Source organism: Shewanella sp. GutDb-MelDb (assembly GCF_002836075.1).
In the GTDB taxonomy this organism is placed as follows: domain Bacteria; phylum Pseudomonadota; class Gammaproteobacteria; order Enterobacterales; family Shewanellaceae; genus Shewanella.
This window is the reverse complement of record NZ_PJBM01000130.1, coordinates 21,012-46,388: the sequence shown is the minus strand read 5'-3', so window position 1 is coordinate 46,388 and position 25,377 is coordinate 21,012. Positions and strand designations below refer to the sequence as shown.

The following is a 25,377-nucleotide window of genomic DNA, read 5'->3' as shown; positions in this document are numbered from 1 at the left end:
TCTCATTTAATAGGTGTCTTAGCTCTTTAAATACAAGGGTTTTTAGCTGGTGTAATAACAATATTAGCTCTGCTAATAGCGTTGGTTATTAATGGTTTTATTGTATTTCTCAGTATTTCTAATAGTAATGTTAGCTCTACTAATAAAGGGTTTTAGCCGTACTAATATCACTATTAGAAATACTATTTTGAGTAATAGGTTTTGCCGATTCTCGCTTTGTTTTTTGGCTATGTCTTTTTCGGGCTTACAATATGCGCACGTGATAAAGGTGAATGAAAACAACGGTATGCATCTTTATTTTGAGTGTTTGATTCCATTGGTTCTTTCGTTTTTTATTAATTTGTTGTTGCGTTAACCCACTTTTAAACTTCATTTTTAGCCCCTGTTTTGTGATGGGAATAACACTATTTTAAAAGTGATTTTTTCCGTTTTCTTTCTATTTCAAATGATCGTGATAACGATCACTGAATAAGAAAGTTAAGGAATGCATTATTCTGTCGTCAACCAAGCAGTGTTAATTAATAAATCAACGTTGTGGTCAGTGGGTAAGAAAATGAAAAAGGTGTGTTAAGTTATTTTAATTTGCGTCTCCAACCATTCTTAATAGTTAGCGTTAATAGCCGGGGGTAATCTTCCTAGCTATAAGCTAATACTAGGTCTGATAAGTATACAGATTGAAATAACTTCGAAACCTTCACTATTATCCTCCTAAATATAAGAGGGAGATGTATTAAGATGAATGAAAAAACGATGGATGTAGATATCACCGAAGTAAAAAAGAGGAAGGTCACTATTGACCCGAAAATATTTTTTCCTTCATTGCTTATCGTCATATTGCTTTCTTACTTGACTGTAAGAGATCTGGACGCAGCTAATTTGGTAATTAAGGATGTATTTCACTATTTGACCCACACATGGGGTTGGGCGTTTGAATGGTACATGATCGCAATGGCAGCGGGTTGGGCTTGGCTGGTCTGGGGACCCTATGCAAACAATCGCTTAGGTCAGGAAACACCTGAATTCAGTACCGGAAGTTGGATCTTCCTAATGTTTGCTTCCTGTACATCGGCAGCAGTGTTGTTCTGGGGGTCGTTAGAAGTCTATTACTATGTAACTTATCCTCCCTTCGATCTCGAAGCACTGTCGGTTCCAGCAAAAGAGTTAGGACTTGCTTATAGTCTCTTCCATTGGGGACCTCTGCCTTGGATGGGTTACGGCTTCTTTACCGTTGCTTTGGGTTACTTCCTGTTCGTTAAGAAAATGGATGTAGTTCGTCCCAGTGGCACCTTAGAGCCGATTCTAGGTAAACATCATAAGGGGATTATTGGTACTTGTATCGATAACATCTATGTGGTCGCCTTGATCCTTGCTATGGGTACCAGCCTAGGTCTGGCTACACCTCTAGTGACTGAGTGTATCCAATGGTTGTTCGGCATTCCTCGTACCCCGGCAGTCGATACAATCGTTATCTCTTCATGGATTATCTTTAACGCTGTGTGTGTCGCCTTCGGTCTACAGAAGGGCGTTAAGCTTGCCAGTGATCTGCGTAGCTACCTAAGTATCATCATGCTTGTTTGGGTGTTCCTTATCGGCGCCACCAGCTTCACGGTTAACTACTTCACTGAGTCAGTCGGTGTCATGTTGGACCTACTGCCTCGCATGCTCTTCTATACCAGTTCAATCAGTGAAGGCAGCTTCCCGCAAGATTGGACCGTGTTCTATTGGGCTTGGTGGGTAGTGTATGGCATTCAGATGTGTATCTTCCTGGCTAAGATCTCTCGTGGTCGTAAAGTACGAGAGCTTTGTCTGACAATGGTGGGTGGTTTGACGGCTTCTACTTGGTTCCTTTGGACCATTCTGGGCAGTAACACCATGAACTTGATGAATGAAAATATCATCAACATGCCTCAGCTAATTTCTGAACATGGTGCTGCCAGAGCGATCATCGAAACCTGGGCTGCACTACCGTATAGCACGATTACCATGTGGGGCTTCTTCATCTTATGTTTCCTCGCAACGGTCACCCTGATCAACGCCTGTTCTTACACGTTGGCGATGTCTACCTGTAAGGGAGTCGATGCTGATAACGAGCCACCAGTGTGGGTGCGTGTGGGTTGGTCTGTACTTGTAGGTGTTATCGGTATCGTGTTGTTGTCACTGGGCGGACTTAAGCCTCTACAGACGGCAATTATTGCCGGTGGTGCGCCGCTGATTATCGTCAATGTCATGATTATTATCTCTTTCTTGAAAGATGCTCGTAAAAACAAATGGAGCTCTTAGTGTTGGCCTACAAGCCTGCTCTTTAGCCAAGTAATAGCAATTTATAGGAATATACGATGGATTTTAAATTAAACGACGAGCAAGAGTTATTTGTTTCTGGTATTCGCGACTTAATGGCGAAGGAGAACTGGGAAAACTACTTCGCAGAGTGTGACGAAAACAGTCAGTACCCTGAAAGGTTTGTCAAAGAGTTAGCCGATATGGGGATCGACAGTTTGTTGCTTCCTGAAGAGTACGATGGATTCAATGAAGGCATGGTAACTCTGACCGCTATTTGGGAAGAACTCGGAAGATTGGGTGCTCCCACTTACGTTCTTTACCAGCTGCCAGGTATTGCTACTGTACTGAGACACGGTAACCAAGCTCAGATCGATAAGATCATGGCATTTCGTGGCACCGGTAAGCAGATGTGGAACTCGGCGATTACTGAGCCTAGTGCCGGTTCTGACGTGGGTAGCTTGCTTACCACTTATAAAAGAAAGGATGGCAAAATTTATCTGACTGGTAGTAAGTGCTTTATCACGAGTGCGGCAGGTACGCCTTACATCGTGGTGATGGCTAAAGATGCCGATTCAGAAAAGCCAATCTTCACCGAGTGGTTTGTCGATATGTCAAAACCTGGGATCAAGCTAGGCAAACTGCCAAAGCTTGGGCTAAAAATGGACAGCTGCTGTGAGTTGCAGTTTGACGAACTTGAACTCGAAGAGTCAGACATGTTTGGTGAGGAAGGCAATGGCTTCCTTCGTGTTAAGGAGGAGTTCGATTCTGAACGTTTCCTCGTTGCACTGACCAACTATGGTGCAGCGTACTGTGCATTCGAAGATGCGGCTAAATATGCCAATCAACGTGTGCAATTCGGTGAGGCTATTGGTCGATACCAGCTGATCCAAGAGAAGTTTGCTCATATGGCTATCAAGCTTAACAGCATGAAAAACATGGTTTATGAAGCAGCTTGGAAATGTGATAACGGCGTCATGACTTCGGGTGACTCGGCAATGTGCAAATTCTACTGCGCAAATGCGGGCTTTGAAGTCATCGATTCTGCCATGCAGGTTCTGGGTGGTTACGCTATTGCCGGTGAGCATCGTATCAGCCGTATGTGGCGTGACATTCGTGTCGACAGAGTGTCTGGCGGTTCAGATGAGATGCAAATTCTGACCTTAGGTCGTTCTGTGTTGAAGCAATATAAGTAACTGTCGCTGGGTTTAATCCGTACGGCAAGGCCTCCACAAACCATTGTGGAGGCCATTTAAATACTTGCCTAGTTCCCGAAAACGCGCATTTATCGTCATCACGTTTTCAAGGTTCAGTACGCCTTATCTTCAAATCCGTTTGAGTCTTTATTAGAGATTGCCGACGTATCGTCGTGCAGAGTCTTTGTTTGAATATAAAAGAGAAGGGTAATATGTCAAAGAAATTAACCACTCCTACGTTCGGCCCGCTAGCAGGGGTTCGAGTTGTATTTTCCGGTATTGAAATCGCAGGGCCTTTTGCCGGCCAGATGCTTGCCGAGTGGGGCGCTGAAGTCATTTGGATTGAGAATGTGGCTTATGCAGACACCATACGTGTACAGCCTAACTATCCAGAGCTGTCTCGTCGTAATCTGCATGCCTTGTCTCTGAACATCTTTAAAGATGAAGGTCGGGATGCGTTTCTAAAATTGATGGAAACGACTGATATCTTCATTGAAGCGAGTAAAGGACCCGCCTTCGCTCGTCGCGGTATCACAGACGAAGTTTTGTGGCAGCATAACAAGAAATTGGTTGTTGCTCATCTGTCAGGTTTCGGCCAGTACGGCACCGATGAGTATACTAACCTTCCTGCTTACAACACGATTGCTCAGGCGTTCAGTGGCTACCTTATCCAGAACGGGGACAAGGACCAGCCTATGCCGGCTTTCCCTTATACGGCTGACTACTTCTCAGGCATGACAGCGACCACTTCAGCCTTGGCGGCCTTATACCGTGTTCGTGAAACCGGTGTCGGCGAAAGTATCGACATCGCCATGTATGAAGTGATGTTGCGTATGGGTCAGTACTTCATGATGGATCACTTCAACGGTGGTGAGATGTGCCCGCGTATGACCAAAGGTAAAGATCCTTATTATGCCGGTTGTGGTCTGTACACCTGTAAGGACGGCTACATCGTTATGGAGCTGGTCGGTGCAATGCAGATTGAAGAGATGTTCAAGGATATGAATATTTCTCATCTATTTGGCACAGAGGAGATCCCTGCAGGAACTCAGCTGATCCATCGCGTTGAATGTCCTTTCGGTCAGCAGGTTGAAGATAGTCTGGATGCCTATCTCGCGACTCGCACTATTGAAGAGGCGTTAGCAAGATTTGCCGAGCTGAAAGTCGCCAGCGCTAAGGTGTTGACGGTTCCTGAGCTCGAGACTAACCCACAGTATGTGGCGCGTGAGTCTATTACCGAGTGGCAAAACATTGATGGCAAGACCTGCAAAGGGCCAAACGTGATGCCTAAATTCAAGAATAATCCTGGTCAGATATGGCGCGGAATGCCGAAACACGGTATGGATACTGCGAATATCTTGAGTGATATTGGTTATTCGGATGAAGAAATTCAAAATTTAAGTGAAAAAGGCTTGGCCAAAGTCTCTGGTAGTAAGTGAGGCATTGATAATGGATATCGTTGGTAGCAAAACAATCAGATGCATGTGGGAAGAGCGTGCGCGTAAATATAGTGATAACACAGCATTAGTTTTTGAGGATGCTGCTGGCGATGTCCGAGAGTTTACTTATAGTGCACTGAATGACGAAATTAACAAGGCAGCAAACTTATTCCTTCAGTTAGGTATTAATAAGGGGGATAAAGTCGCTGTACAGTTATATAACAGCCCTCAATTTATATTCTGTTGGTTTGGGTTAGCAAAAATTGGCGCTGTTATCGTTCCTCTTAATACGCAATATGTATATGGAGAGTGTAATTACATCATTAATAAATGTGATGTAAAAGCGGTGGTTATTGAAGAGGAGTTTCTGCCTACTTTTAAAAGAATAGCGCAGGATGACGATAATTTAGTCACTAATATCTTAGTGGCAAGGTCGATAAGTACAGATATTTCGAATGCGATTAATTTCGATAAGCTTATGAGCCAACAATCTAGTCAGTTAGACAAGATGGTGCCATTAAGCAGTGATGATGTGGTCGAAATTTTATGTACCTCTGGCACAACCTCCAGGCCTAAGGGAGTGGAGATCACTCACTGTAATCTTCTGTTCGCGGGTTATTACACAGCCTGGCAAACAAACTTGAGATCTGATGACATCTATTTAACGATGATGCCCAGCTTTCATATCGACTTTCAGTGCAATGCGGCTATGGCTGCGTTTACTGTTGGTGCGCGTTTAGTCATGCTTGAGAAGTACAGTGCACGTAAGTTTTGGAAGCAGGTTTGCGATTATAAGGCCACTATCACCCACAGTATGCCGATGATAGTTCGGACTTTAATGTTGCAGCCGGTCATGCCCCATGAACGCGAGCATTGTCTTCGTGACATGTTGTTTTTTATGCACATTTCAGATCAGGAAAAGTCAGATTTCGAAAGACGATTCAAGATTGAGTTGTTTAATTCCTATGGTATGACTGAGACCTTAGTCGGTTTAATCGGTGACACGCCAGGTGAAGAACGTCACTGGCCGTCCATCGGCAGACCGGGTCTTTCCTATGACGCTAAGATCACCGATGCTAATGGCGATGAAGTTGCGCCAAATGTTGTTGGCGATCTGCGAGTCAAAGGGGTTCCCGGGAGAACCATACTCAAGGGGTACTATAAGGATCCAGAAGCGACAGCACAGGTCTTGACTGCTGACGGTTGGCTCTACACCGGAGATAAAGGATATGTCGATGAAAGGGGATTATTTTATTTTGTCGATAGAAAGACAAATATGATTAAACGCTCTGGAGAGAATATTTCAAGTAGTGAAATTGAAAAAGTTCTGATGTCTCATCCCTATATCCTCGATGCTGCGGTTATCGGTGTTCCGGATCATATCCGTGATGAAGCAGTAAAAGCCTTCGTTATTTTTAATGAGGGCGAGTCATTGAGTGTCGATAATATACTCAATTATTGTTCTGAAAATATGGCTAAGTTTAAAGTTCCATCTATTGTTGAAATAAGAGAGTTCTTCCCAAGAACGTGTACTTGTAAAGTAGACAAGAAACTTCTTGCATGACCTTTGTTTTAATAATTCCAGCTAAATAAAGTGAATTATATCGAATTAATTAAACCCAATTAATTAAACCCAATTAATTAAATCCAATAACTGAATTAATCTTTTAATGAGAGTCATCTTTGATGACTCCTAATGGAGTATTAGTATGAGCGAATCATTACACATCGTCCGAAATGGCAGTATTTTAGAAATTACCTTGGACAGACCCAAGGCGAATGCCATTGACGCCAAAACCAGTTTTGAGATGGGAGAAGCCTTCCTGGCATTTCGTGAAGACCCAGAACTGCGCGTCGCCATTATTACCGGTGCTGGTGCACGTTTCTTCTCTGCTGGTTGGGATCTGAAAGCCGCGGCCGAAGGTGAAGCACCAGATGCTGATTTTGGCCCGGGTGGATTTGCGGGTTTAACCGAGATTTTTGATCTAGACAAGCCTGTCATCGCAGCGGTAAACGGTTATGCATTCGGTGGTGGTTTTGAACTTGCGCTTGCGGCAGACATGATTGTTTGTTCTGAGAATGCCAGTTTTGCTTTGCCTGAAGCCAAACTCGGTATTGTGCCTGACAGCGGCGGAATGCTACGTCTGCCTAAATTGTTACCGCCTGCAATTGTCAATGAGTTGATGATGACTGGCCGTGGTATGGGCGCCGAAGAAGCACTTCGTTGGGGCGTCGTTAACCGCGTGGTTGAAAGCGATAAACTGATGGAGACCGCGCGTGAATTGGCTCTGCAAATTGCTCAGGGCGCACCTTTGGCCATTGCCGCAATTAAAGAAATATATCGCGAAACGGCTGAGCTATCAGTTGAAGAAGGCTATCGTCATATCCGCACCGCAACCTTGAAAAATTATCCGTCAGTATTGCGTTCAGAAGATGCATCAGAGGGACCTCTCGCTTTTTCTGAGAAGCGTGACCCTGTTTGGAAAGGCCGATAATCTTTCGATTAATAGCCTTAAATAAATCGGTGGGATCAGGTGATCCCGATCCCACTGTTATTAGTTCAAATAGCCCGTCAGGCGTTGTGTTTCTTGGTTTGTAAAAGGAGTTTCGAATGGCGTTAAAATTAGAGATGCAGGGACAAATATACGGCCCCTTCATCAATGAATATACACAAAAAGATGTCATGTTGTTTGCACTGGGTTGTGGTGCAGGAAGTGACGGTAAAACAGATTTAGATTATGTGTATGAAAAGAATTTAAAAGTATTACCTATGTTTGCGGCAATACAAATTGTCGACGCCGAGGTGACCAAGACTATAGATTATGGTTTCCAGTGGGGTGGATCTCTGCATTGGGGATTTGATCTCCATATTCATCAGCCATTACCCACCTGTCCGGGGAAATTGAGCACTACAGTGTTGCTAAAAGGCCTGTTTGATCGAGGTGAAGGCCGTGGCTGCCTCGCTCAACATATCGGCGAAACCTTCGATGAAGCTGGTACAAAACTCTTTACTAACGAGAGCTGGGATTGTGCCCTCTATGACGGTGGCTTCGGTGGACCTAAGGCGCCCAGAGATATCGTTGAGATGCCTGAACGAGCACCTGATTTTGAAATTGAACAAGCAATTCCACTTAACCAGGCGCTTATTTACCGACTATCTGGTGACGATCATCCCCAACATGTCGACTGGGAGTATGCTCAGGAATTTGGTCACCCTAAGCCAAACCTGCATGGAGTGAGCACAGCTGGTGTTGCCTGTTGTCACATTATTCAGGCCATGTTTCCCGGCAAACCTGAACGTCTGACGCGTTTTAAAACCCGTCTCACCAAATCATTGTATCCGGGCAGCACAGTGAAAACCCAAATCTGGAGATGGGACGATAACTGTATTCACTTCAAAATGGTGGATGCCAACGATCCTGAGATGGTCTATCTGAACTTTGGCCTCGTAGAGTGGCAATAGTCGAGATAGAGCTACCGAGCGGAAAGTCGCTCGGTTCATGTTTTTCGGTGAGCGCAATGCTCCCAAGAATATCGATGGCACCTTTATATTCAGTGCTCACCACACTGTTATCGGGTCGGTATTAGAGACATTATCCGTTAATTTTTTGGGTCTATTGAGGCAGAGAGTTAACCGCTAATTTCTTACACAATGTAAGAGAGTCACTTGTATGGCCTGTTATGTTCTTGAAAGGCTTAAGTTGCTGATAAAATGGATAGTAAATAGAGCGAGTAATTGTAATGCCCTGTTATGAATTTGAAGGCTTAGTGCCAGTGGTAGATCCCAGTGCCTATGTCCACCCGACTGCAGTATTAATCGGTGATGTAATCGTCGGTGCAGATGTCTATATTGGGCCAACTGCATCGTTGCGTGGTGATTATGGTCGGCTGATTTTAGAGCAAGGTTCCAATCTGCAAGATGGCTGCATCATGCACGGTTATGCTGGTATGGATACCGTGGTTGAGCAGGACGGTCATATCGGTCATGGCGCCATTTTGCATGGTTGTGTGATTAAGCGAAATGCCCTCGTCGGCATGAACGCGGTGGTGATGGATGGTGCCGTGATTGGGTGTGACAGTATTGTTGGTGCAATGAGCTTTGTAAAAGGAAGTTTTCAAGGCGAACCGCGGCAACTGCTGGTTGGCTCGCCAGCTAAGGTCATTCGGCAGGTATCTGAGCAAGATTTGCATTGGAAAGGGCTCAATACCTTAGAGTATCAGCTATTAGCGGGTCGCTCGTCGAGATCGATGCAGGAGGTCGAGCCGTTGACTCAGGTTGAGGCTAATCGTCCACGTTTAATAGGATCTACCGAGGTACAGCCGAAAAGTTAGTGTCAATTTGGCTGGTTTTAACTCTGGCTTATTTGAGCAAGGTTATACGCTTATCGAAGCGTCACATTTTTTATGCTGCCTGAGGAGTGTTCTATTTCAACAGAGTCAGTTGATGATTTTCAATCCCCACATTGTTTGATTCTGTAGCTGTTAGTGATGGCCAGGCGGCATACCTTTTTATTGTTTAGGTAAGAATCTAGGCGACATGTAAATGTTACCAATGCGCGGACATGTCATTTGAATAAGATACTAATTTCAATTGAATACATTAGAGATAAGGAGAGGATTATGCCGCTCGACCCAAAAGTTGAACAGTTTTTGCAAAAGGTGCGTGACTCGGGTGCTCCAGCTTATGAGGATATGACGCCGGCACAGTCCAGACGTGACGATCTAACCGCATTAGCCACGGCAACACCAAGCCGTAAACCAGAAAGCGTTTCTGCGGTTGAACATCGCTTTATTCCGGGGCCAACGGCCGACCTACCCATTCGTATCTATCGTCCTGAAGGCGTTGAAGACACGGGAGAGTTGCAGCCTGGGCTTATCTTTATTCATGGCAGTGGTTGGGTTGTATCTAACATCGAAACCAATGATTCATTTAGTCGAGCGTTGGCTAATCGCACTGGGGCTGTTGTCATTGCCATTAATTACCAGAAGGCACCGGAGCACAAGTTTCCTATCCCTATGGATGATTGTTATGCCTCGACACAATGGGTTTTTGAGTATGCATCTCAACTTGGCTTGGATGCGAATAGAATTGGTATTTTAGGTGACAGTGCGGGCGGTAATCTTGCTGCTGCTGTGTGTTTACGTCTGCGTGATGAAAATGGACCTAAGCTGGCATATCAGGTATTGGTTTACCCAGCAGTGCAGTACGGGTGGCATACGCCTTCGGCTGTCGCCAATGCCGAAGGTTATTTGCTCCAGCAAGCCAGTATGAAATATTACTGGAATCACTATGTACGCAGCGAAACCGATGCCAAAAATCCCTATTGCTCGCCCCTCGATGCTGCCGACCACAGTGGGTTACCACCGACATTGATCTATACCGCCGAGTATGATCCCTTATGCGATGATGGCTGTCATTATGCACAAAAACTTCAGGCATGCGGTGTGCTGGTAAAACATAAGATGTATGGCGGCGTCATTCACGGTTTCATAAAAATGTTGGGTGTGTTTGATCAAGCCGATGAATTTCTCGATGAAGTCAGCCAAGATCTCAGTGTTATATTGGGATAGTCTAATTACCAGTATATTAGACTTTGTCTAATCTTCTCGAACAAGTGTATTTGATTAATGCCCTGTTTAATTCTACGGGGTGTTTTCACGAACGATTGTTAACCAAATGAAAAATTTAAATATTGATGAATGTTTTATTTTAATAAAAACACCCAAGATGTATGCGTTATTTTGACAATAGTTGATGGTAAATATTTTGTTCAAGGTTAAGCTTTTGATTTATAGTGGCTTTATTCTTATTGTTTGATTTTTATTATCATTGTCGTTATATTTTAAAATTGCACTGAAATTTATTTTTATATTTAGTGTTCACGTTATAGGTAGTGTTTGTGATCCCAGTCTTATTATTAAAAAAACCCGTTCCATTTAACTATGGAGTAACACTTTATTGTGCGCGTCATTACATTTTTTAAGTAAAATCTTATGATAACCTCCTGTAAGGTTTTCGATATTTAGTTAATTATGAATAATAATATTCCGTTAAGAGCACTTCAGATTTTTGAGTCCTGCGCAAGATTAGAAAGTTGCTCTCTTGCTGCTAATGAATTGAGTATTACTCAAAGTGCTGTATCGCAGCAGATTAAACAGCTGGAAGACTACTTCTTAGAAAAGCTATTTTATCGGAATTCAGGAAAAATCAACTTAACTGAAGCAGGCCTTGAACTGAGGCAGAGACTGTCTCCGGTTTTCTATGACTTGAATAGTGTCTGTGCCAGTCTGGTTCCAACGATGTCTGGTGAGGTCAGGGTGCACTCCTATACTTCTCTCGCGGCCAGATGGCTGGTTCCAAATATGGAGAAGTTGAGAAGGGAATATCCTGAGTTGAATATTAACGTCGGCATGTTTCAAAATGACATCGAAATGAGCGATATGATTGCCGATATATTTATCGTAACTCGAGAGTCGCAAGATGGTTATGTGTTTAAGCCGCTTATTAAAGAGACGCTTATTGCATTTTGTAGTCCTGAATATCTTGAAAAGTCGAAAAAAATTACGTCGCAAAATTTACATGATCACTGTTTGTTATTTTCCAAACATAAAGATTATGGTCTGGACTGGGATAGCTGGTTCAGGGATAACGGTATCGAAATGAGTTCCGTTCAGAAGAAGTTAGTGTTTAATCATAATATGCTAGCGGTTCAAGCTGCGATATATGGAGAAGGTGTTGTACTGGGGGTTGAACAAACCTTGAAGGTTGAAATCGATTCGGGCAACCTGGTTAAATTAGATCTTCCTTCATGTTATTCAGGTTTTAATTATTCGATAGCCTATAAAGCATCGAAGCAGCGCGATGCAAGGATCATGAAAATCGTTGATTGGATCTGTGACAAATATCCTCGTGTGGGTAGTAGTAAGTAATACCGCGAAGCTTTGTTTTATACCAAACACTGTCCATCACTTGGACAGTGATAAATCTCGTACCTTTTTCTTCCACGCACCTGAAGAGCATCAATTTCTGTCACACCAGAAAGTCTCCATTAGCTATGTTTATGTTCCATAGCCGTTCTCAGCCTTATATCAAAGGTACTTTTGCCAATTTACCTCAATCATTTTGTGCATTCTCAATGTAGAAATATTACTTTTCTAATGCTAAAACGAGATAGGCCAAAACCCTTTGTAAAAGAAATACGGCTGCCGTGGAGTCATTTAGCGACTGTTATTTATTGTTTTTTTATGGCAATTGCTGCATTTATAAATATTACGTGTTGTCAGTTGATATCAATAGCTACAATTACTCGTAGGATAAATAAAACGATCAGGCCATATCATTTTCTTTAAATGATTTAGGCTATCAATGTCAGAGAAAAATGGGCGTTGCCGTTCAATAAATGTGTTCGAGACATCCCATCTAAATCTTCACTCCTCGTCGTGATTTATACAGCAAGTGTAGGCTGGGAATTTACTCATATGCATAGGCATTTTTTTGTTTGATTAATTACATTTTAGGCTAATATAGAGTATTCCAATCAGCTATCTTCCTGATACTATTGGCCAGCATGCCAAGATAAACGTTGTTTAGGCATTGGCACTCACGATTACACATTTCGATTGAGCATTACCAAGGGTTGTAAATGAAACCGACTGATCCGGCTCCTCAGCTAAAGTCACAGATACAAAAAAATTATAGTAGGGCAGTTTTTTACACTTACATCGGTGTAATTATCATGGCCTTGGTGACTGCTTGGTTCTTTTTTGAAAGACAAAAAACACAAGTGATGGAGCAACGTGAAGAGCTTGTTGAGCGTCATGTGCTACAAATCGATCTGTTGCTTGAATCGAGTATTAGAGCGGTAAAGAGTTTGCGTAATGTCGCCATTGACCATTTAAGGTTGGGTGAACTGGTGCGTAAAGACCGCTTACCCCAGTATGAAAAATTTAACGAAAGTGGTCAGTTTTTTACACTGGAACCGAGTTATGCCCACAGTGGTGAACCGTTTACCAGCATGGGGCGGATAACCGGTGCGGGTTCTCTTAACGGCCGCAGCGATAAGTTCTATCAAGAACTGGAAATGCTGTTTGAGTTATCGCTGTCATTCCCTGTTGCGACGCAAGCCGCGCCCAAAGCCTCATCCATCTATTACATCTCTAAACGTCGAATAATGTCCTATTATCCTTGGCCATCGGATGATCAACGTTTTCGCGATGAACTGCTCAATAAAAAACAGTTCCAGTTAGTCACCCCAGCGATGAATCCGCAGCGCAGTATTGCATGGAGTCCGGCCTATGTTGAGCCTGCTGAAAAGGGCTTGCTAACCACTCTAGGCGTGCCTATTTATCTCGAAGATGAGTTTATCGGATCAATCAACTTAGATATGACCTTATCTTCATTAGCCAAGCAGATCCGTCTCTATTTTAAAATGCCTGGTACAGTAATTTTACTGGATCAGGACAATAATATTTTGTCCCATAGCGATATCGACACCTCGGACTTTAGTCGGGTTTACCATATCAGCCAAAAGATCCCTTCTGAATTGCACTCCATCCCAGAGTCTGAACTGTTTGATGCCCATGAAGGTATTATCCGTAATGGCTATTACATTCACTCTGTAGCGTTAAATAATGCGCCTTGGCGACTACTGTATCTGCAAGATGTGGATGATCTGTTTAAAGATTCATGGGAAAAACTTGAACTGTCATTTGTGTTGGTGGTGATGGCGTTATCCATTTTGGTTACGATTGTGCATTGGCAGACACGTCGCTCGTTCGTTAACCCTGCCACTCGGCTACTCACACACTTAGAAGAGTGCTCGGCGGAGCCGATAAAGCCACCGGAGAAGATCACCGAAGGCTGGGCCCCCTGGTTCCAGCTCGTGAGTCGGATTTTTGAAGAAAACAAACAATATACCCGACATCTAGCAGAACAAAACCGGCGACTCGACAAGCAAGTTGCACAGCGTACAGAGCGACTCAAAGAGACCACTGAACGACGTGAGCAAGAGTATGCGTTATTGCGTTCCTTACTGGACTCGATCCCCGAAGCTATTGTGTTTAAAGATAAAGAGGGTCGTTATTTAGGTTGTAATAAATCTGCAGAGCGCATGCTTGGTTACACCGAAAATGAGATCATAGGCCAGTATGCTGATGCACTCATCCCGAGCGAGCAAGCGGTGCGTATTCGCGCCGAAGATAAACGCGTCCTCGCCAATCGCGTGCCACTGCGTTACCAAGAAAAAGTGGATCTGGCAGGTAAACCCGTACTGCTTGATACGTTAAAAATTCCCTTCTATAACCGCCGGGATGAGCTGTTAGGTTTGATTGCAGTATGGCGTGATGTTACCCGCGAGTATGAATCAGCTGAGCAGTTACGTTTGTCTGAAGAGCGTTATCATCTTGCGATGGACGCAGTAGAGGATGGCCTCTGGGATTGGTATCTAGATTCAGAGCAAATTATTTGTAATCCAGCGTATTACTCAATGCTCGGTTATAAGAGTAATGAATTTCCTGCGTTAGTCTCTACAATCGATGAACTTATTCACCCTGATGACCGTTTACGGGTAGAAGAACATCGTAATGAGTACCTGAGCAATCCCGTGGGCACTTATGATGTTGAATTTAGAATGCTCGGTAAAAATGGTGAGTACCATTGGCTGCTATCGCGTGGTCGAGTGGTCGAGTTTACTGCGACCAATCAACCCAAGCGTATGGTCGGAACCCATAAAGATATTACCCGCCATAAGCGCAATGAAGGCGCCATGCTTGAAGCTAAGCAAGACGCTGAAATGGCAAACCTTTATAAGAGTGAATTCTTGGCCAACATGAGCCACGAGATCCGTACACCGATGAATGCGATTATTGGTATGTTGCAGTTGGCGCAGCGCACATCGCTAACGGCTCAGCAGAAAGATTACCTCGAAAAAGCCGGTTTCTCAGCCCATTCATTGCTGCGGATCATCAACGACATTCTCGATTTTTCTAAGATTGAAGCCGGTAAGCTTGAACTAGAGCGGGTCGCATTCCCACTCGATAAGGTGCTCGACCATGCGTTGGATCTTAACGCGCTAAAAGCGCAAGAGAAGGGTGTCGAGCTACTGTTATATGCGCCGGTCACCGCGGGGTTAATTCTTGAGGGCGATCCACTGCGTCTGGGGCAAGTGTTGATTAACATGCTGTCTAACGCCGTTAAGTTCACCCAGTCAGGTGAAATTGAGCTTGGCTGTGAAGATGTCGGTGAGCGAGATCATCGCATTACGCTTAAATTCTGGGTACGTGATACCGGTATCGGGATTAGTAAAGAGCAGCAAGCCATTTTGTTTGACGCCTTTGCCCAAGCTGATGGTTCAACCACCCGTAAGTACGGGGGGACCGGACTAGGCTTATCTATTAGTAAGCACTTAGTGTCAATGATGGGTGGCACCATGCAAGTTGAAAGTGAGATGGGGGTAGGCAGTACCTTTAGTTTCACCATCAGCTTTGAGATTGCCGAAGAAGCGGAAGTGTTGCCATTTGTGGTGCCTGCAACCGTAGGCAGCTTGAAGACCTTAGTTATTGACGATAACCCGACAGCGTTGCAGATCTATTCAAGCGTGATGCGAGATTTTCACTTCTCTGTTGATACTGCCGCCAGTGGCCCTGAAGGGTTATATAAATTAAGCAAGAATCCGGTCGATTTACTGCTGCTTGATTGGATGATGCCCGAGATGGATGGTATTGAGGTGATTAAAGAGATCGACGCCATGGTGGCTGAAGGCAAGTTGGCTAAGCGACCTGTGATCATCATGATGACAGCCTATACGGCGGAGCCGATGCATAAGGATATTGAAGGTGCTAATGTGTTTGCATTGCTGCAAAAACCCTTTAAAGCGTCATCTTTGTTTGACGAAATAATCTCGGCATTCTCCGACGAACCAAGCCTAAATCCGCTACCAGAGGCGAGTGAAGAAGAATCAGACAAAGATGCTGGTTATATATTGTTAGTTGAAGATAACTTTATTAATCAGCAGGTTGCGACTGAACTGCTCAAGAGTGCAGGTTATACGGTAGATGTGGCTGAAAATGGCCAAATCGCCTTAGAGATGATTGATGCGGCAAGCTACGATGCTGTTCTGATGGATATACAGATGCCAGTGATGGATGGTTTAACCGCCACCAAAGAACTGCGTAAACGTTATCCTGCATCAGAGCTGCCCGTTATCGCGATGACGGCCCACGCTATGTCTGGTGATAGAGAAAAGAGTTTATCAGCAGGGATGAATGCACATATCACTAAACCTATTGTGCTCAACGAGTTATTTGAAACCATCAGTTATTGGATTAATGAATGTGGTCGAAAATCATGATTAGCTTGATAATTTTTCATATAGGCTTGCTATAGTACAAGCCTATTTATTAAGCTAACAAATAATAAAGATTATTGTATTGATACAATAGCGAATAATAAGGCTCAAGGAGAGACCATGAAACCTTACAAACTTGCACTGGCAATCGCCCTAGCGACAATGCCACTGACCAGTGTGAATGCTGCTACTAATACCAACACGATCATTAAGAAAAGCCAAGCAGCCACAGGTTTCATTAATCTGTTTTATGAGAAAGCATCTGGCGATCTCTACATGGAAGCCAACAAACTCAACCAACCTTTTTTATTGCTCACCAGTTTACCGCATGGGGTTGGCTCCAATGATATCGGTCTTGATAGAGGGCAGTTAGGGCGTACCCGAATGGTACAGTTTGAACGCCATGGCCCTTACCTTATTCTTAAACAACTCAATACCGCTTACCGAGCTGACACTGATAATGCTGCCGAGCAACGTGCAGTAAAAGAGGCATTTGCTGAATCTGTTTTATGGCGCGGAAAATTGGTCACAGGTAAGCGTAATTTAGTCTCTATAAATGACTTAGTCGTTAGCGATCTACATGGTATTAGCGATGTCTTAGAGCAGACTAAACAGGGTAGCTACCAATTAGACAAAACGAAGTCTTTGATTTTACCTGAAGGGGTTAAGTCATTTGAGCGTAATAGTGATGTGGATGTATTACTGACTTTTAACAGTGCCAAAGAGGGTAACTATGTTGCGCAGGTAACCCCTGATGCAAAACATATGTCAGTGCGTTTACGTTACTCGTTTATCGCTTTGCCTGAAGAGCAATATCAGGCGCGTTCTTATCACCCCATGAGCGGTTACTTATCTGATGATTATCTCGATTACGGCACCCGTGTCGATCAAGATATTCGTCAACGTTTTCTGCTGCGCCACCGACTAGAGAAAGTAACCCCTGGTGCAGCGCCAAGTCAGGTTGTTAAACCTATTACTTATTACCTCGATCCTGGTGTGCCAGAGCCTATTCGCTCAGCACTCCTTGAGGGCGCAAGCTGGTGGGAAGATGCCTTTACTGAAGCTGGTTTTATCAATGGCTTTAAAGTTGAGTTATTGCCAGAAGATGCCGACCCACAAGATGTACGTTATAACGTTATTCAATGGGTGCATCGCGCTACGCGTGGCTGGTCTTACGGTTCAGCCGTGACCGACCCTCGCTCGGGTGAAATCATTAAAGGGCATGTCACACTGGGTAGCCAACGAGTACGACAAGACCATCTTATTGCACGAGGTCTTACTGCGGGTTGGGAAGATAGAGCCGCGGCTGATGATGCCGCCATGGCGTTGTCACTTGCAAGAATAAGACAGCTTGCGGCCCATGAAGTTGGCCACACGTTAGGGTTAGATCATAACTTTGCCGCATCGAGCAATAACAATGCCTCAGTGATGGATTATCCACATCCTATGGTCACGATTAACGGTGACAAGATTGATATTACTAAGCCTTATGATGAAGGTATTGGTGCTTGGGATAAATATACCGTTGCTTATGGTTACGCTGAATACTCAGATCCAGCGCAAGAGAAAGCAGCACTCAAGGATATGCGCGCAGAAGTTGAGCGCCAAGGGCTTAGATATATTGGTGAAGCCGATTCAAGAGGGGCGGGGGCCAGTAACGCTTACGCCAGCCTGTGGGACAACGGCAACGACCCAGTGGCTGAATTGACACGTTTAAGTGCTGTACGCGCTAAAGCGATACAAGACTTCTCTGCCACTGCACTATTAGCGGAGCAGCCAAAAGGTGAGCTTAGTGATGCTTTTGTGCCGATCTACCTATTAACGCGATTCCAAATCACAGCCGCCGCTAAGTTTATCGGGGGCACAGATTACACTTATGGTGACGGAGTGGACGGTAAATCATGGCACTACCTTGCCCCAGCACTGCAGCAGCAAGCATTGCAGGCCATTTTAGCGACCTTAGCGCCGAGTGAGTTAGCCATTTCTGAGTCTCTGCAGGAGATGCTAGTCCCTAAAGCGGGCAACTATAGCAATACTCGAGAAAGCTTCCATTCGGGACTCGGTGTGGTCGCGGATCCGTTAGGAATGGCTGAAGTCTTAAGTCGGCATGCACTATCACAAATTTTTGTGCCAGAGCGAATCAATCGTATAAACCAAGCTTATCTTAACGATAAAGAGCAATGGTCGGTGTCAAAAGTGACCGATAAAGTGCTCGCTAAAACGGTTTTTGCCGATATGCCAACAGGCCCTGAATTGGGTGTGTGGATGCGAGTCAATGCGGTGACTGTTGATGTGTTATTAGCGGCATACCATGACGATAAAACACGACCTGAAGTGAAGGCTCAATTAGCCGAACGTTTAGGCTATATGGTTAAGCAGCTTAAACGCAAAGTAAAACGTGTCAGTGCCTACGAAGCAGCGCACTTTGCTTGGTTGCAACAAGGCATTGAAAAGGGCTTGAACGATCCTAAGCTTAAGCTTATTGCTCATCCTTTACCTATGCCACCAGGTTCACCTATTTAAGCGTAATAGCCTTGAAAATCATCAAAGCGCTTAGTGAATAACTAAGCGCTTTTTTATTGGGCGCGGGAGGCCTGATTGTCAGTCTTTAATAAAAATATAAATGGAAACTATTGGGCGGATCATCTGTCTACTACTGTGCATTCACGGATCTTAACGATTGAATTTCTAGCAAGGGTAAATGATTAAATGATTAAAGGGTTAACACATTGGGTATTACTCATCTCATTGGTTGGGCAGTTTCTGCTGAGCCCTGCGATGGCGTTGCCTGATATACTACATACCCTAGATAAAAGCGATATACAGATCCAACAACGTCTTGCTGATACTGGTAAAACATCTTTACTGATAAACTTTTCAAACATCGCTTCGTCGATTGAAACGCAATATGGTGAACATGGATTTTTGTCTGACAGTCGTTATATCTATGGTGCTAATTGCGACGATGTGTGCCAAGTTTTAGCGTCGGGTCATTGCACTACTCACGCACATTGTCCGATCGGTTTACATTTGTTTACTGATTTGTTTCCCATACAAGACAAGCTCGAAGGAAAGATTTCTGAGAGTCCTTGGCCGATAAAAACAGTTACTCTTCATATAGTTAATCCTCCTCCAATAACATAGTTGTCTAACATAGTTTTAATTTTTTGTATGTTATATGTATCAAATTGCAAAACTTGTCCTTTTTTTGTTCTCTAAAACAGGTAAATAACTTAGACTGTTTGTTAACGAAATAGGCAAATTAGATTGGAGTTGTATATGAAAATGTTAACCAGCGTAGCCTTATCTGTAATTGTTACTTTATTTTCTGCATCAGCAATGGCAGAACGACCAGATTTTTCTAAAACATCAGCTGCACGTGCTGATTACGATTTTTCTAAAAATATTGCCGCAGCAGCGCAACCCAATAATATTCAGCGTGGCTCGACTCGGCATGATTTTTCAAAGACGTTAGCGGCGACTAACGCTTATGATTTTTCGAAAAATGCAAAGTCAAAAATTATTCAGCATACTCAGCCGACAACGCAACATGATTTCTCTAAAACGAATGCCGCTAAAGAGTCATGCATGTAATCGCGACCGCGATTCTGCTTTGTTGAAATCAGCATTGTTAATAAAAAAGGGTTACTCAATGAGTAACCCTTTTTTGTTGGCAAATTTGGCTATATCGAACAGCTAGTCACTATCTTGGCGGCGGCCTAAACGGTAAGCATCTGCAATACCAATAATCCAAGTCACTATAAAACCAGCGGTAGCAAGGTTAATCCAAATCGCTTCATTGCCGACAGGCGCTTGAGTTACTGCGCTGTATATAGCATCAAGCTGTAATGGAATTTCTCCACTGAAGATCTGCTCCGATATTAACTGTGCTCGTTGATAGGCATGCCAGCATAAGTAGGATAAAGAGGCGATGGTCGTGACTAAAATGAGATTGCCTACCGCACGCTGCTTTAAATAAAAATGGCCTGCACCAGGAAAAATAAATGCCGATAACAAGGCTGCTTTTGTTGAGGTTTTCATGGTTATACCCATTCGGTTTAATAGGTGGTCTTAGAACTTTTCCTGGCCTTTTAAGAGGGTTCAGGCGTCTTTATTCTAGATCTATACGTCGTAACGCTTGCTGTAAAAATTCTATTTTTTCTGCTAATGCTGCTTTGTGAGTATGACGATCTTGGCTGGCATAATATTGGCTTTGAACGCCACTAAGCACCTGTACCAACCAGCCTCTTATCATCACATAATAACGCGAGTCGGTGCCGTAGTGAGTAATAATCTCTAATGAGTCGTTAGATGGATTTTCAAGTGCAGTATTTATCGCTTTTACCATTACGCCAATTGAATACTCTTCACTCTGTTGTTCCAACTGGGGTTTATCATCCAATGCTGTATTGGCTATCGCTTCGCTTGATAAGCAGGGGATAGATAGCAATGCTGCGGTGATTATCAGCTTGGAAGGTATTATTCTGAATATTAGCGGCTTCATAAGCAGACCATGATAGTAAGCAACAGCTGTTTACATTAACAGCCTCGTTGATCGATTACTCGTAAACTTTTGTTCATCAAACATCAGAAAGTATTCCGGCTTGGCCCATTTATGGGTCAAGCCGGAGCTGCCGGGAAGCATTTTTGTTGTACTAATTTAATTGATTTACGGGGTTAATTTAATGCGTTGTAACCTCCTTACTTCGCATTTTTATGTGGATAAGGAATGCGAAACATTAAGGTATAAGTGACGGGCAGTACGATGAGTGTCAATACTGACGCAAAGCCTAGTCCGAAGATGATGGTAATGGCCATTGAGCCAAAAAAGGCATCGGATAGCAGTGGCACCATCCCCAGCATAGTCGTTATCGCTGCCATCAACACAGGGCGTACGCGGCTGACCGACGAGTCTACAACTGCCTGATAGGCCTCTTTGCCTTCGCTGAGTTCGAGGTTGATTTGATCGACCAACACAATGCCATTTTTAATGATCATACCGGTAAGGCTCAATAAGCCCAGCAGTGCCATAAAGCTAAAAGGGGCATCAAAGATCAGTAAGCCCGATACCACCCCAATCAAAGCGAGAGGCACAGTAAACCAGATCACCAAAGGCTGGCGTACAGAGTTAAATAACAACACTGTGATTAAGAACATGGCCAAATAACCCATGGGTATTGAGCTGAATACCGACACTTGCGCTTCACCGGCTGTTTCAAATTCGCCGCCCCACTCTAATTCATAGCCACTGGGCAGTGGAATGGTTTCTATATCAGCTCTGATGTTTCTGAAAACGGAATCGGCGGTCTCGTCGGTTCCATTGATGGGGTCGGCATAGACAGCCAGCATACGTTTTCTATCTCGGCGCATAATCAGTGGGTTTTCCCACTCGGTAGTGAACTCCGAGACCACTTGATTTACAGGGACAAAGACGTTGTTTTCACTGCTCCAAACTTGCAGTTTCCACAAGCTGTCGGCGTCGAGTCGCTCTTCTGCAGGAGCTCTGGCAATGATCGGCAACAGGTGGCTATTTTCACGATAAACCCCCACCTGCTTGCCACTGAAGTTAACCAGCAAGGAGTTATCGAGATCTTGTTTACTGATCCCGGTTTCACGAGCTTGTGCTAAGGCCAGTTGCGGGCGGATTAAGGTCACCTGGTTACGCCAGTTATGCCTCACACCAACTGCCGTAGGCTCTGCCTCTAAAATGGCTTCGGCTTGGGTCGCGAGTTGGCGCAGCACTTTTGGATCTTCACCATAGAAGCGCGCCTCAATCTTAGCGGCTGGGCTAGGGCCATTTTCCATATACTTGAAGCGGTACTCCGCTTCTGGGTATTTAAGGCTTAACTCCTGTTCTAGGATGCGCATATACTGATTCAAGCGAGTAAGATCGGTCATCTCTATCAGCAGTTGACCGTAAGCGCTATAGCCTTTCTCTGGCGCATAGGAGAGCACAAATCGTTGTGCACCTTGACCGATAACACTGGTTAAGTTGACTAGACCGATATCATGGCGCTGTTGCTGTTGCATCAAGTCTTGTTCGATACGGCCGAGTAAGTGTTCGGTTGCCTTAATATCGGTGCCCTCTGGCATCCACACATCAACAAAGAACATTGGCGTGTTTGAGGCTGGGAAAAACACGTTTTTCACATGTCCGAAGCCCATGACTGAGGCTATCAGCGCTGTAATAACCAACAGTATGGTCACAGAGCGAAAGCGCATCGCCGTATTTAAGCTGCTACGGTATATCTGAAATACCCAACCCTTATAAGGATCATCGTTTTCATCATCGCTGACGACACCGTCTTTGAACATTAGATGACAGAAAAACGGCGTCAATGTCATCGCGGTGATCCAACTGATAAACAAAGAGATCAGTAAGACTTGAAATAAAGAGACGCAGAATTCACCCGTGGCAGTGTCAGATAAGCCGATGGGTGCGAAGGCGAGAATAGCAATCACCGTCGCGCCAAGCAGTGGCCATTGGCTTTGCTTGACGACTTGTTTCGCGGTTTCTAAGCGACTGTAACCCCGCTTAATGCCGATGAGAATGCCTTCGGTAACCACGATGGCGTTATCGACCAACATACCTAACGCAATGATCAATGCCCCGAGAGAGATGATCTGCAGCTCAATGTTGAGCACACTCATCATGATAAAGGTGCCTAATATGGTCAGTAACAATACCAAGCCCATTAGCAGACCAGCACGTACTCCCATAAATATCAGCAGCACACCGATCACGATGGCAATCGACTCTGCCAAATTGATTAAGAACCCACTGACCGTTTGGTCGACCATCTTGCTCTGGTCATAGACCTTAAAGAGTTCAATACCGATAGGACGTTGGTTATCCAGTTCGCCCAATCTTTGGTTAATGGCCTCACCCACATCAACAACATTGACGCCGCTAGAAAATGCAATGCCCACCGATAACGCAGACTCACCGTTACCATGATAGAGCGTACTTGGCGTTTCATCGTTGGCTTTATAGATCTTAGCAATATCACCTAAATAGATGAGCTTAGTGCTGCCTGGTGCGCTAATCAGCAAGCGTTCCATCTGTTTAACGTGATTAAATTCGCCAGTAGGGTGTAAACGGATACGGTTATCGCCGACACGGATGCTGCCGGCATTGGACACCACATTTTGGCTATTGATCAGACTATAAATATAGTCTTGGTCCAGACCGAGTGCATTGAGCTTCTGTGGTGAAATTTCGACCACCACCTGCTCAGTAATATCACCGGCAATATTGACCTTTTTAACCCCATCGACCAGTACTAGTTCACGCCTGAGAAAATCAGCATAATTTTGCAGTTCTCGGCTGGTGTAGCCATCGCCAGTGATGTTGAGCAAAATGCCATACACATCGCCAAAATCATCAATAACCGCAGGGGTCGCGACCCCGGGGGGTAACAAGGCTATGTTGTCATTCACCTTACGGCGAAGTTCATCCCATACTTGCGGCAGTTCATCTGCCCCGTAATGCTCTTCAATTTCCACTTCAATCTGAGATAAGCCCGCACTGTTGACCGACGTTATGTGCTTGACGGCATCGAGTTGCTGTATGGCATCTTCAAGGACTAAGGTGACCTCTTCCTCTACCTGCTCGGGTGAGGCGCCGGGGTAAGCGGTAACCACAAGTGCTTGTTTAAGAGTGAATTCCGGAAATTCGAGCTGACCTAAGCCAAGAAATGAAATACTGCCCCCCACGAGCAGTAATAGGGCGAACATCCAGCTAATGACTTTATGTTCGATTGAATATTGAGCAAAATTCACAGATTAAATCCTTGCAGGCGAAAGAGAAACATAAAAGCTAATTCCAGTGTCATCAGGGGTTATACGCCACGCTGCCAACGCAGTGGTTTAACGCTTTGTTCGGCTGATAGGTATTGCACTCCAGCGACCACAAGTTGATCGCCTAGGCTTAGTCCCTCTAAAATTTCAATGCCATGGGTAGTGACACGGCCGAGGGTGACAATTTGTGGCGTCACACTGCCAGTATCAGCATGGTAGAGCCAGATGATGTTCTCGCCATCTTGATCGCGCTTCATCACTGCACTTGCTGGCACCACGGTTTTGCTGAGTTCATTGCCCAGTGATAGGTCCAATGTTAGCTCGGCGCTCATACCGGGAAGGATGTTGATGTTCGTCGGATTGGGTAGGGTATAGACCACTTCATAGCTCTGGGTGCCAGGGGTGACTTGGGTCGCATGCTCTTTCAAGCTGACCTGATAGCTTTTATCCAATTGAGTGCTAAAGCGCACCTGTGGCTGAAACTTGGCATTGGGATTAAATGCGATAGCTTTATTCGCCATTGATTCAGGCACCTGAATGACGACATCAATATGATGATTTTTCTGCAACACTAACACTGACTGATTGGCTTGGATCATCTGGTAATTGTCGATAGAAATTTTAGCCACTGTGCCGTCATAAGGTGCGAGTAAGCGGGTGTAACTTAACTGATCTCGGGCATTAGCAAGGGCAGCGGTGGCTGACTTTAATTGCGCCTTAGCAAGATCGTAATCGGCAGGTGAGATCAGCTGACGGCGAAGTAATTCGCCCTTACGTTTATAATCGGCGGTAGCCAACTCATGATCCGCTTCCCGATTAAGCAAAGTGTTGCGGGCATCTCTGTCATCTAATTGAGCCAGAGTCGCCCCCTTTTTTACCTGTAGACCTTCGACCAAATTAAAATCAATTAACTGACCAGAGACGCGAAAGCTCAAGTCGGCCTGCTTAGTCGCGGCCACTTTAGCAGGGAAAACACGAATAGAAGCGGCATTAATATCGGTGACTTCCAATAACTTCACGGGCCTTATTGATTGCGGTGCAGCTTCAGTTGATTCTGCGCTGCAGCCCGAGAATATGGCTGCGATCATAACAAGGATGAATGTTTGGGGGAGGTGCTTCATAAACCGAATTCCATAAGTGCGACAAATAGTATTAATGACGGCTAAGATAACAGTATCTAATTTTGAACAAAACGGGAATGAATGGGAGTGTGAGTTCCATAAAGTGAGACTATTTAACCTTGATTGTAAATGCTAATCGTGTGCATGATCTTTGCTGTTAAAGATGTTACTGATCAAATGTGCTTGTCGGCTGCGCTTT

At 44.4% G+C, this 25,377-nt stretch carries 17 protein-coding genes; 13 read left to right on the top strand and 4 right to left on the bottom strand.

Annotated elements, in window-relative coordinates:
* Positions 1-735 precede the first annotated feature (735 nt).
* From caiT to CXF82_RS04600, 13 genes are all read left to right on the top strand, one after another.
* Positions 736-2,280: an L-carnitine/gamma-butyrobetaine antiporter gene (caiT, locus tag CXF82_RS04660; protein WP_101089888.1), complete on the top strand. Its 1,545-nt coding sequence runs from the start codon at positions 736-738 to the stop codon at positions 2,278-2,280.
* Positions 2,281-2,336: 56 nt separating this feature from the next.
* Entirely contained in the window at positions 2,337-3,473 is a 1,137-nt protein-coding gene (gene caiA / locus CXF82_RS04655; protein ID WP_101089889.1) for a crotonobetainyl-CoA dehydrogenase, read from the top strand.
* Between the two features lie 212 nt (positions 3,474-3,685).
* The gene (caiB, locus tag CXF82_RS04650) at positions 3,686-4,912 is read left to right on the top strand and encodes an L-carnitine CoA-transferase (protein ID WP_102038861.1); all 1,227 of its coding nucleotides are present in this window, start codon (positions 3,686-3,688) and stop codon (positions 4,910-4,912) included.
* A gap of 10 nt (positions 4,913-4,922) precedes the next feature.
* A complete protein-coding gene (gene caiC / locus CXF82_RS04645) occupies positions 4,923-6,476 on the top strand; it encodes a crotonobetaine/carnitine-CoA ligase (protein ID WP_102043740.1) in 1,554 nt (517 codons plus the stop codon).
* A 145-nt stretch (positions 6,477-6,621) separates the two neighbouring features.
* Complete coding sequence (gene caiD / locus CXF82_RS04640; protein ID WP_101089892.1) at positions 6,622-7,407, top strand: crotonobetainyl-CoA hydratase; 786 nt, start codon at positions 6,622-6,624, stop codon at positions 7,405-7,407.
* A 116-nt stretch (positions 7,408-7,523) separates the two neighbouring features.
* Complete coding sequence (locus CXF82_RS04635) at positions 7,524-8,375, top strand: MaoC/PaaZ C-terminal domain-containing protein (RefSeq protein WP_101089893.1); 852 nt, start codon at positions 7,524-7,526, stop codon at positions 8,373-8,375.
* A 278-nt stretch (positions 8,376-8,653) separates the two neighbouring features.
* Positions 8,654-9,244, top strand: a complete 591-nt coding sequence (gene caiE, locus CXF82_RS04630; protein ID WP_102038859.1) for a carnitine operon protein CaiE — start codon at positions 8,654-8,656, stop codon at positions 9,242-9,244.
* Positions 9,245-9,532: 288 nt separating this feature from the next.
* Positions 9,533-10,483, top strand: coding sequence for an alpha/beta hydrolase (locus CXF82_RS04625; protein ID WP_102038858.1), 951 nt, complete (start codon positions 9,533-9,535; stop codon positions 10,481-10,483).
* 462 nt (positions 10,484-10,945) lie between these two features.
* A complete protein-coding gene (locus tag CXF82_RS04620) occupies positions 10,946-11,842 on the top strand; it encodes a LysR substrate-binding domain-containing protein (RefSeq protein ID WP_101093465.1) in 897 nt (298 codons plus the stop codon).
* 713 nt (positions 11,843-12,555) lie between these two features.
* Entirely contained in the window at positions 12,556-16,260 is a 3,705-nt protein-coding gene (locus CXF82_RS04615; RefSeq protein ID WP_102038857.1) for a response regulator, read from the top strand.
* A 117-nt stretch (positions 16,261-16,377) separates the two neighbouring features.
* Positions 16,378-18,780: a zinc-dependent metalloprotease gene (locus CXF82_RS04610; RefSeq protein ID WP_102043739.1), complete on the top strand. Its 2,403-nt coding sequence runs from the start codon at positions 16,378-16,380 to the stop codon at positions 18,778-18,780.
* Positions 18,781-18,966: 186 nt separating this feature from the next.
* Positions 18,967-19,401 (top strand): hypothetical protein, encoded by a 435-nt coding sequence (locus CXF82_RS04605; protein ID WP_101093468.1) that lies wholly within the window; start codon positions 18,967-18,969, stop codon positions 19,399-19,401.
* A 135-nt stretch (positions 19,402-19,536) separates the two neighbouring features.
* Positions 19,537-19,851, top strand: a complete 315-nt coding sequence (locus CXF82_RS04600) for a hypothetical protein (RefSeq protein ID WP_101093469.1) — start codon at positions 19,537-19,539, stop codon at positions 19,849-19,851.
* A 102-nt stretch (positions 19,852-19,953) separates the two neighbouring features.
* Here CXF82_RS04600 and CXF82_RS04595 read toward each other — a convergent pair whose 3' ends face one another.
* The 4 genes from CXF82_RS04595 to CXF82_RS04580 all read right to left on the bottom strand — a co-directional run bounded on the left by CXF82_RS04595 (position 19,954) and on the right by CXF82_RS04580 (position 25,178).
* A complete protein-coding gene (locus CXF82_RS04595) occupies positions 19,954-20,298 on the bottom strand; it encodes a DUF6677 family protein (protein WP_101093470.1) in 345 nt (114 codons plus the stop codon).
* Between the two features lie 70 nt (positions 20,299-20,368).
* On the bottom strand, positions 20,369-20,761 hold the full coding sequence (locus CXF82_RS04590; RefSeq protein WP_101093471.1) for a hypothetical protein: 393 nt from the start codon (positions 20,759-20,761) through the stop codon (positions 20,369-20,371).
* 197 nt (positions 20,762-20,958) lie between these two features.
* Positions 20,959-24,039: an efflux RND transporter permease subunit gene (locus CXF82_RS04585; protein WP_102043738.1), complete on the bottom strand. Its 3,081-nt coding sequence runs from the start codon at positions 24,037-24,039 to the stop codon at positions 20,959-20,961.
* 59 nt (positions 24,040-24,098) lie between these two features.
* Positions 24,099-25,178 carry an efflux RND transporter periplasmic adaptor subunit gene (locus CXF82_RS04580; RefSeq protein WP_101093473.1) on the bottom strand — a complete coding sequence of 360 codons (1,080 nt, stop codon included), beginning with the start codon at positions 25,176-25,178 and terminating at the stop codon, positions 24,099-24,101.
* Positions 25,179-25,377: the final 199 nt, after the last annotated feature.

Excerpts from the sequence above, each read along its gene's own strand:
- caiT (WP_101089888.1), top strand. The coding sequence starts at position 736 with ATGAATGAAAAAACGATGGATGTAGATATCACCGAAGTAAAAAAGAGG.
- caiA (WP_101089889.1), top strand. The coding sequence starts at position 2,337 with ATGGATTTTAAATTAAACGACGAGCAAGAGTTATTTGTTTCTGGTATT.
- caiB (WP_102038861.1), top strand. The coding sequence starts at position 3,686 with ATGTCAAAGAAATTAACCACTCCTACGTTCGGCCCGCTAGCAGGGGTT.
- caiC (WP_102043740.1), top strand. The coding sequence starts at position 4,923 with ATGGATATCGTTGGTAGCAAAACAATCAGATGCATGTGGGAAGAGCGT.
- caiD (WP_101089892.1), top strand. The coding sequence starts at position 6,622 with ATGAGCGAATCATTACACATCGTCCGAAATGGCAGTATTTTAGAAATT.
- CXF82_RS04635 (WP_101089893.1), top strand. The coding sequence starts at position 7,524 with ATGGCGTTAAAATTAGAGATGCAGGGACAAATATACGGCCCCTTCATC.
- caiE (WP_102038859.1), top strand. The coding sequence starts at position 8,654 with ATGCCCTGTTATGAATTTGAAGGCTTAGTGCCAGTGGTAGATCCCAGT.
- CXF82_RS04625 (WP_102038858.1), top strand. The coding sequence starts at position 9,533 with ATGCCGCTCGACCCAAAAGTTGAACAGTTTTTGCAAAAGGTGCGTGAC.
- CXF82_RS04620 (WP_101093465.1), top strand. The coding sequence starts at position 10,946 with ATGAATAATAATATTCCGTTAAGAGCACTTCAGATTTTTGAGTCCTGC.
- CXF82_RS04615 (WP_102038857.1), top strand. The coding sequence starts at position 12,556 with ATGAAACCGACTGATCCGGCTCCTCAGCTAAAGTCACAGATACAAAAA.
- CXF82_RS04610 (WP_102043739.1), top strand. The coding sequence starts at position 16,378 with ATGAAACCTTACAAACTTGCACTGGCAATCGCCCTAGCGACAATGCCA.
- CXF82_RS04605 (WP_101093468.1), top strand. The coding sequence starts at position 18,967 with ATGATTAAAGGGTTAACACATTGGGTATTACTCATCTCATTGGTTGGG.
- CXF82_RS04600 (WP_101093469.1), top strand. The coding sequence starts at position 19,537 with ATGAAAATGTTAACCAGCGTAGCCTTATCTGTAATTGTTACTTTATTT.
- CXF82_RS04595 (WP_101093470.1), bottom strand. The coding sequence starts at position 20,298 with ATGAAAACCTCAACAAAAGCAGCCTTGTTATCGGCATTTATTTTTCCT.
- CXF82_RS04590 (WP_101093471.1), bottom strand. The coding sequence starts at position 20,761 with ATGAAGCCGCTAATATTCAGAATAATACCTTCCAAGCTGATAATCACC.
- CXF82_RS04580 (WP_101093473.1), bottom strand. The coding sequence starts at position 25,178 with ATGAAGCACCTCCCCCAAACATTCATCCTTGTTATGATCGCAGCCATA.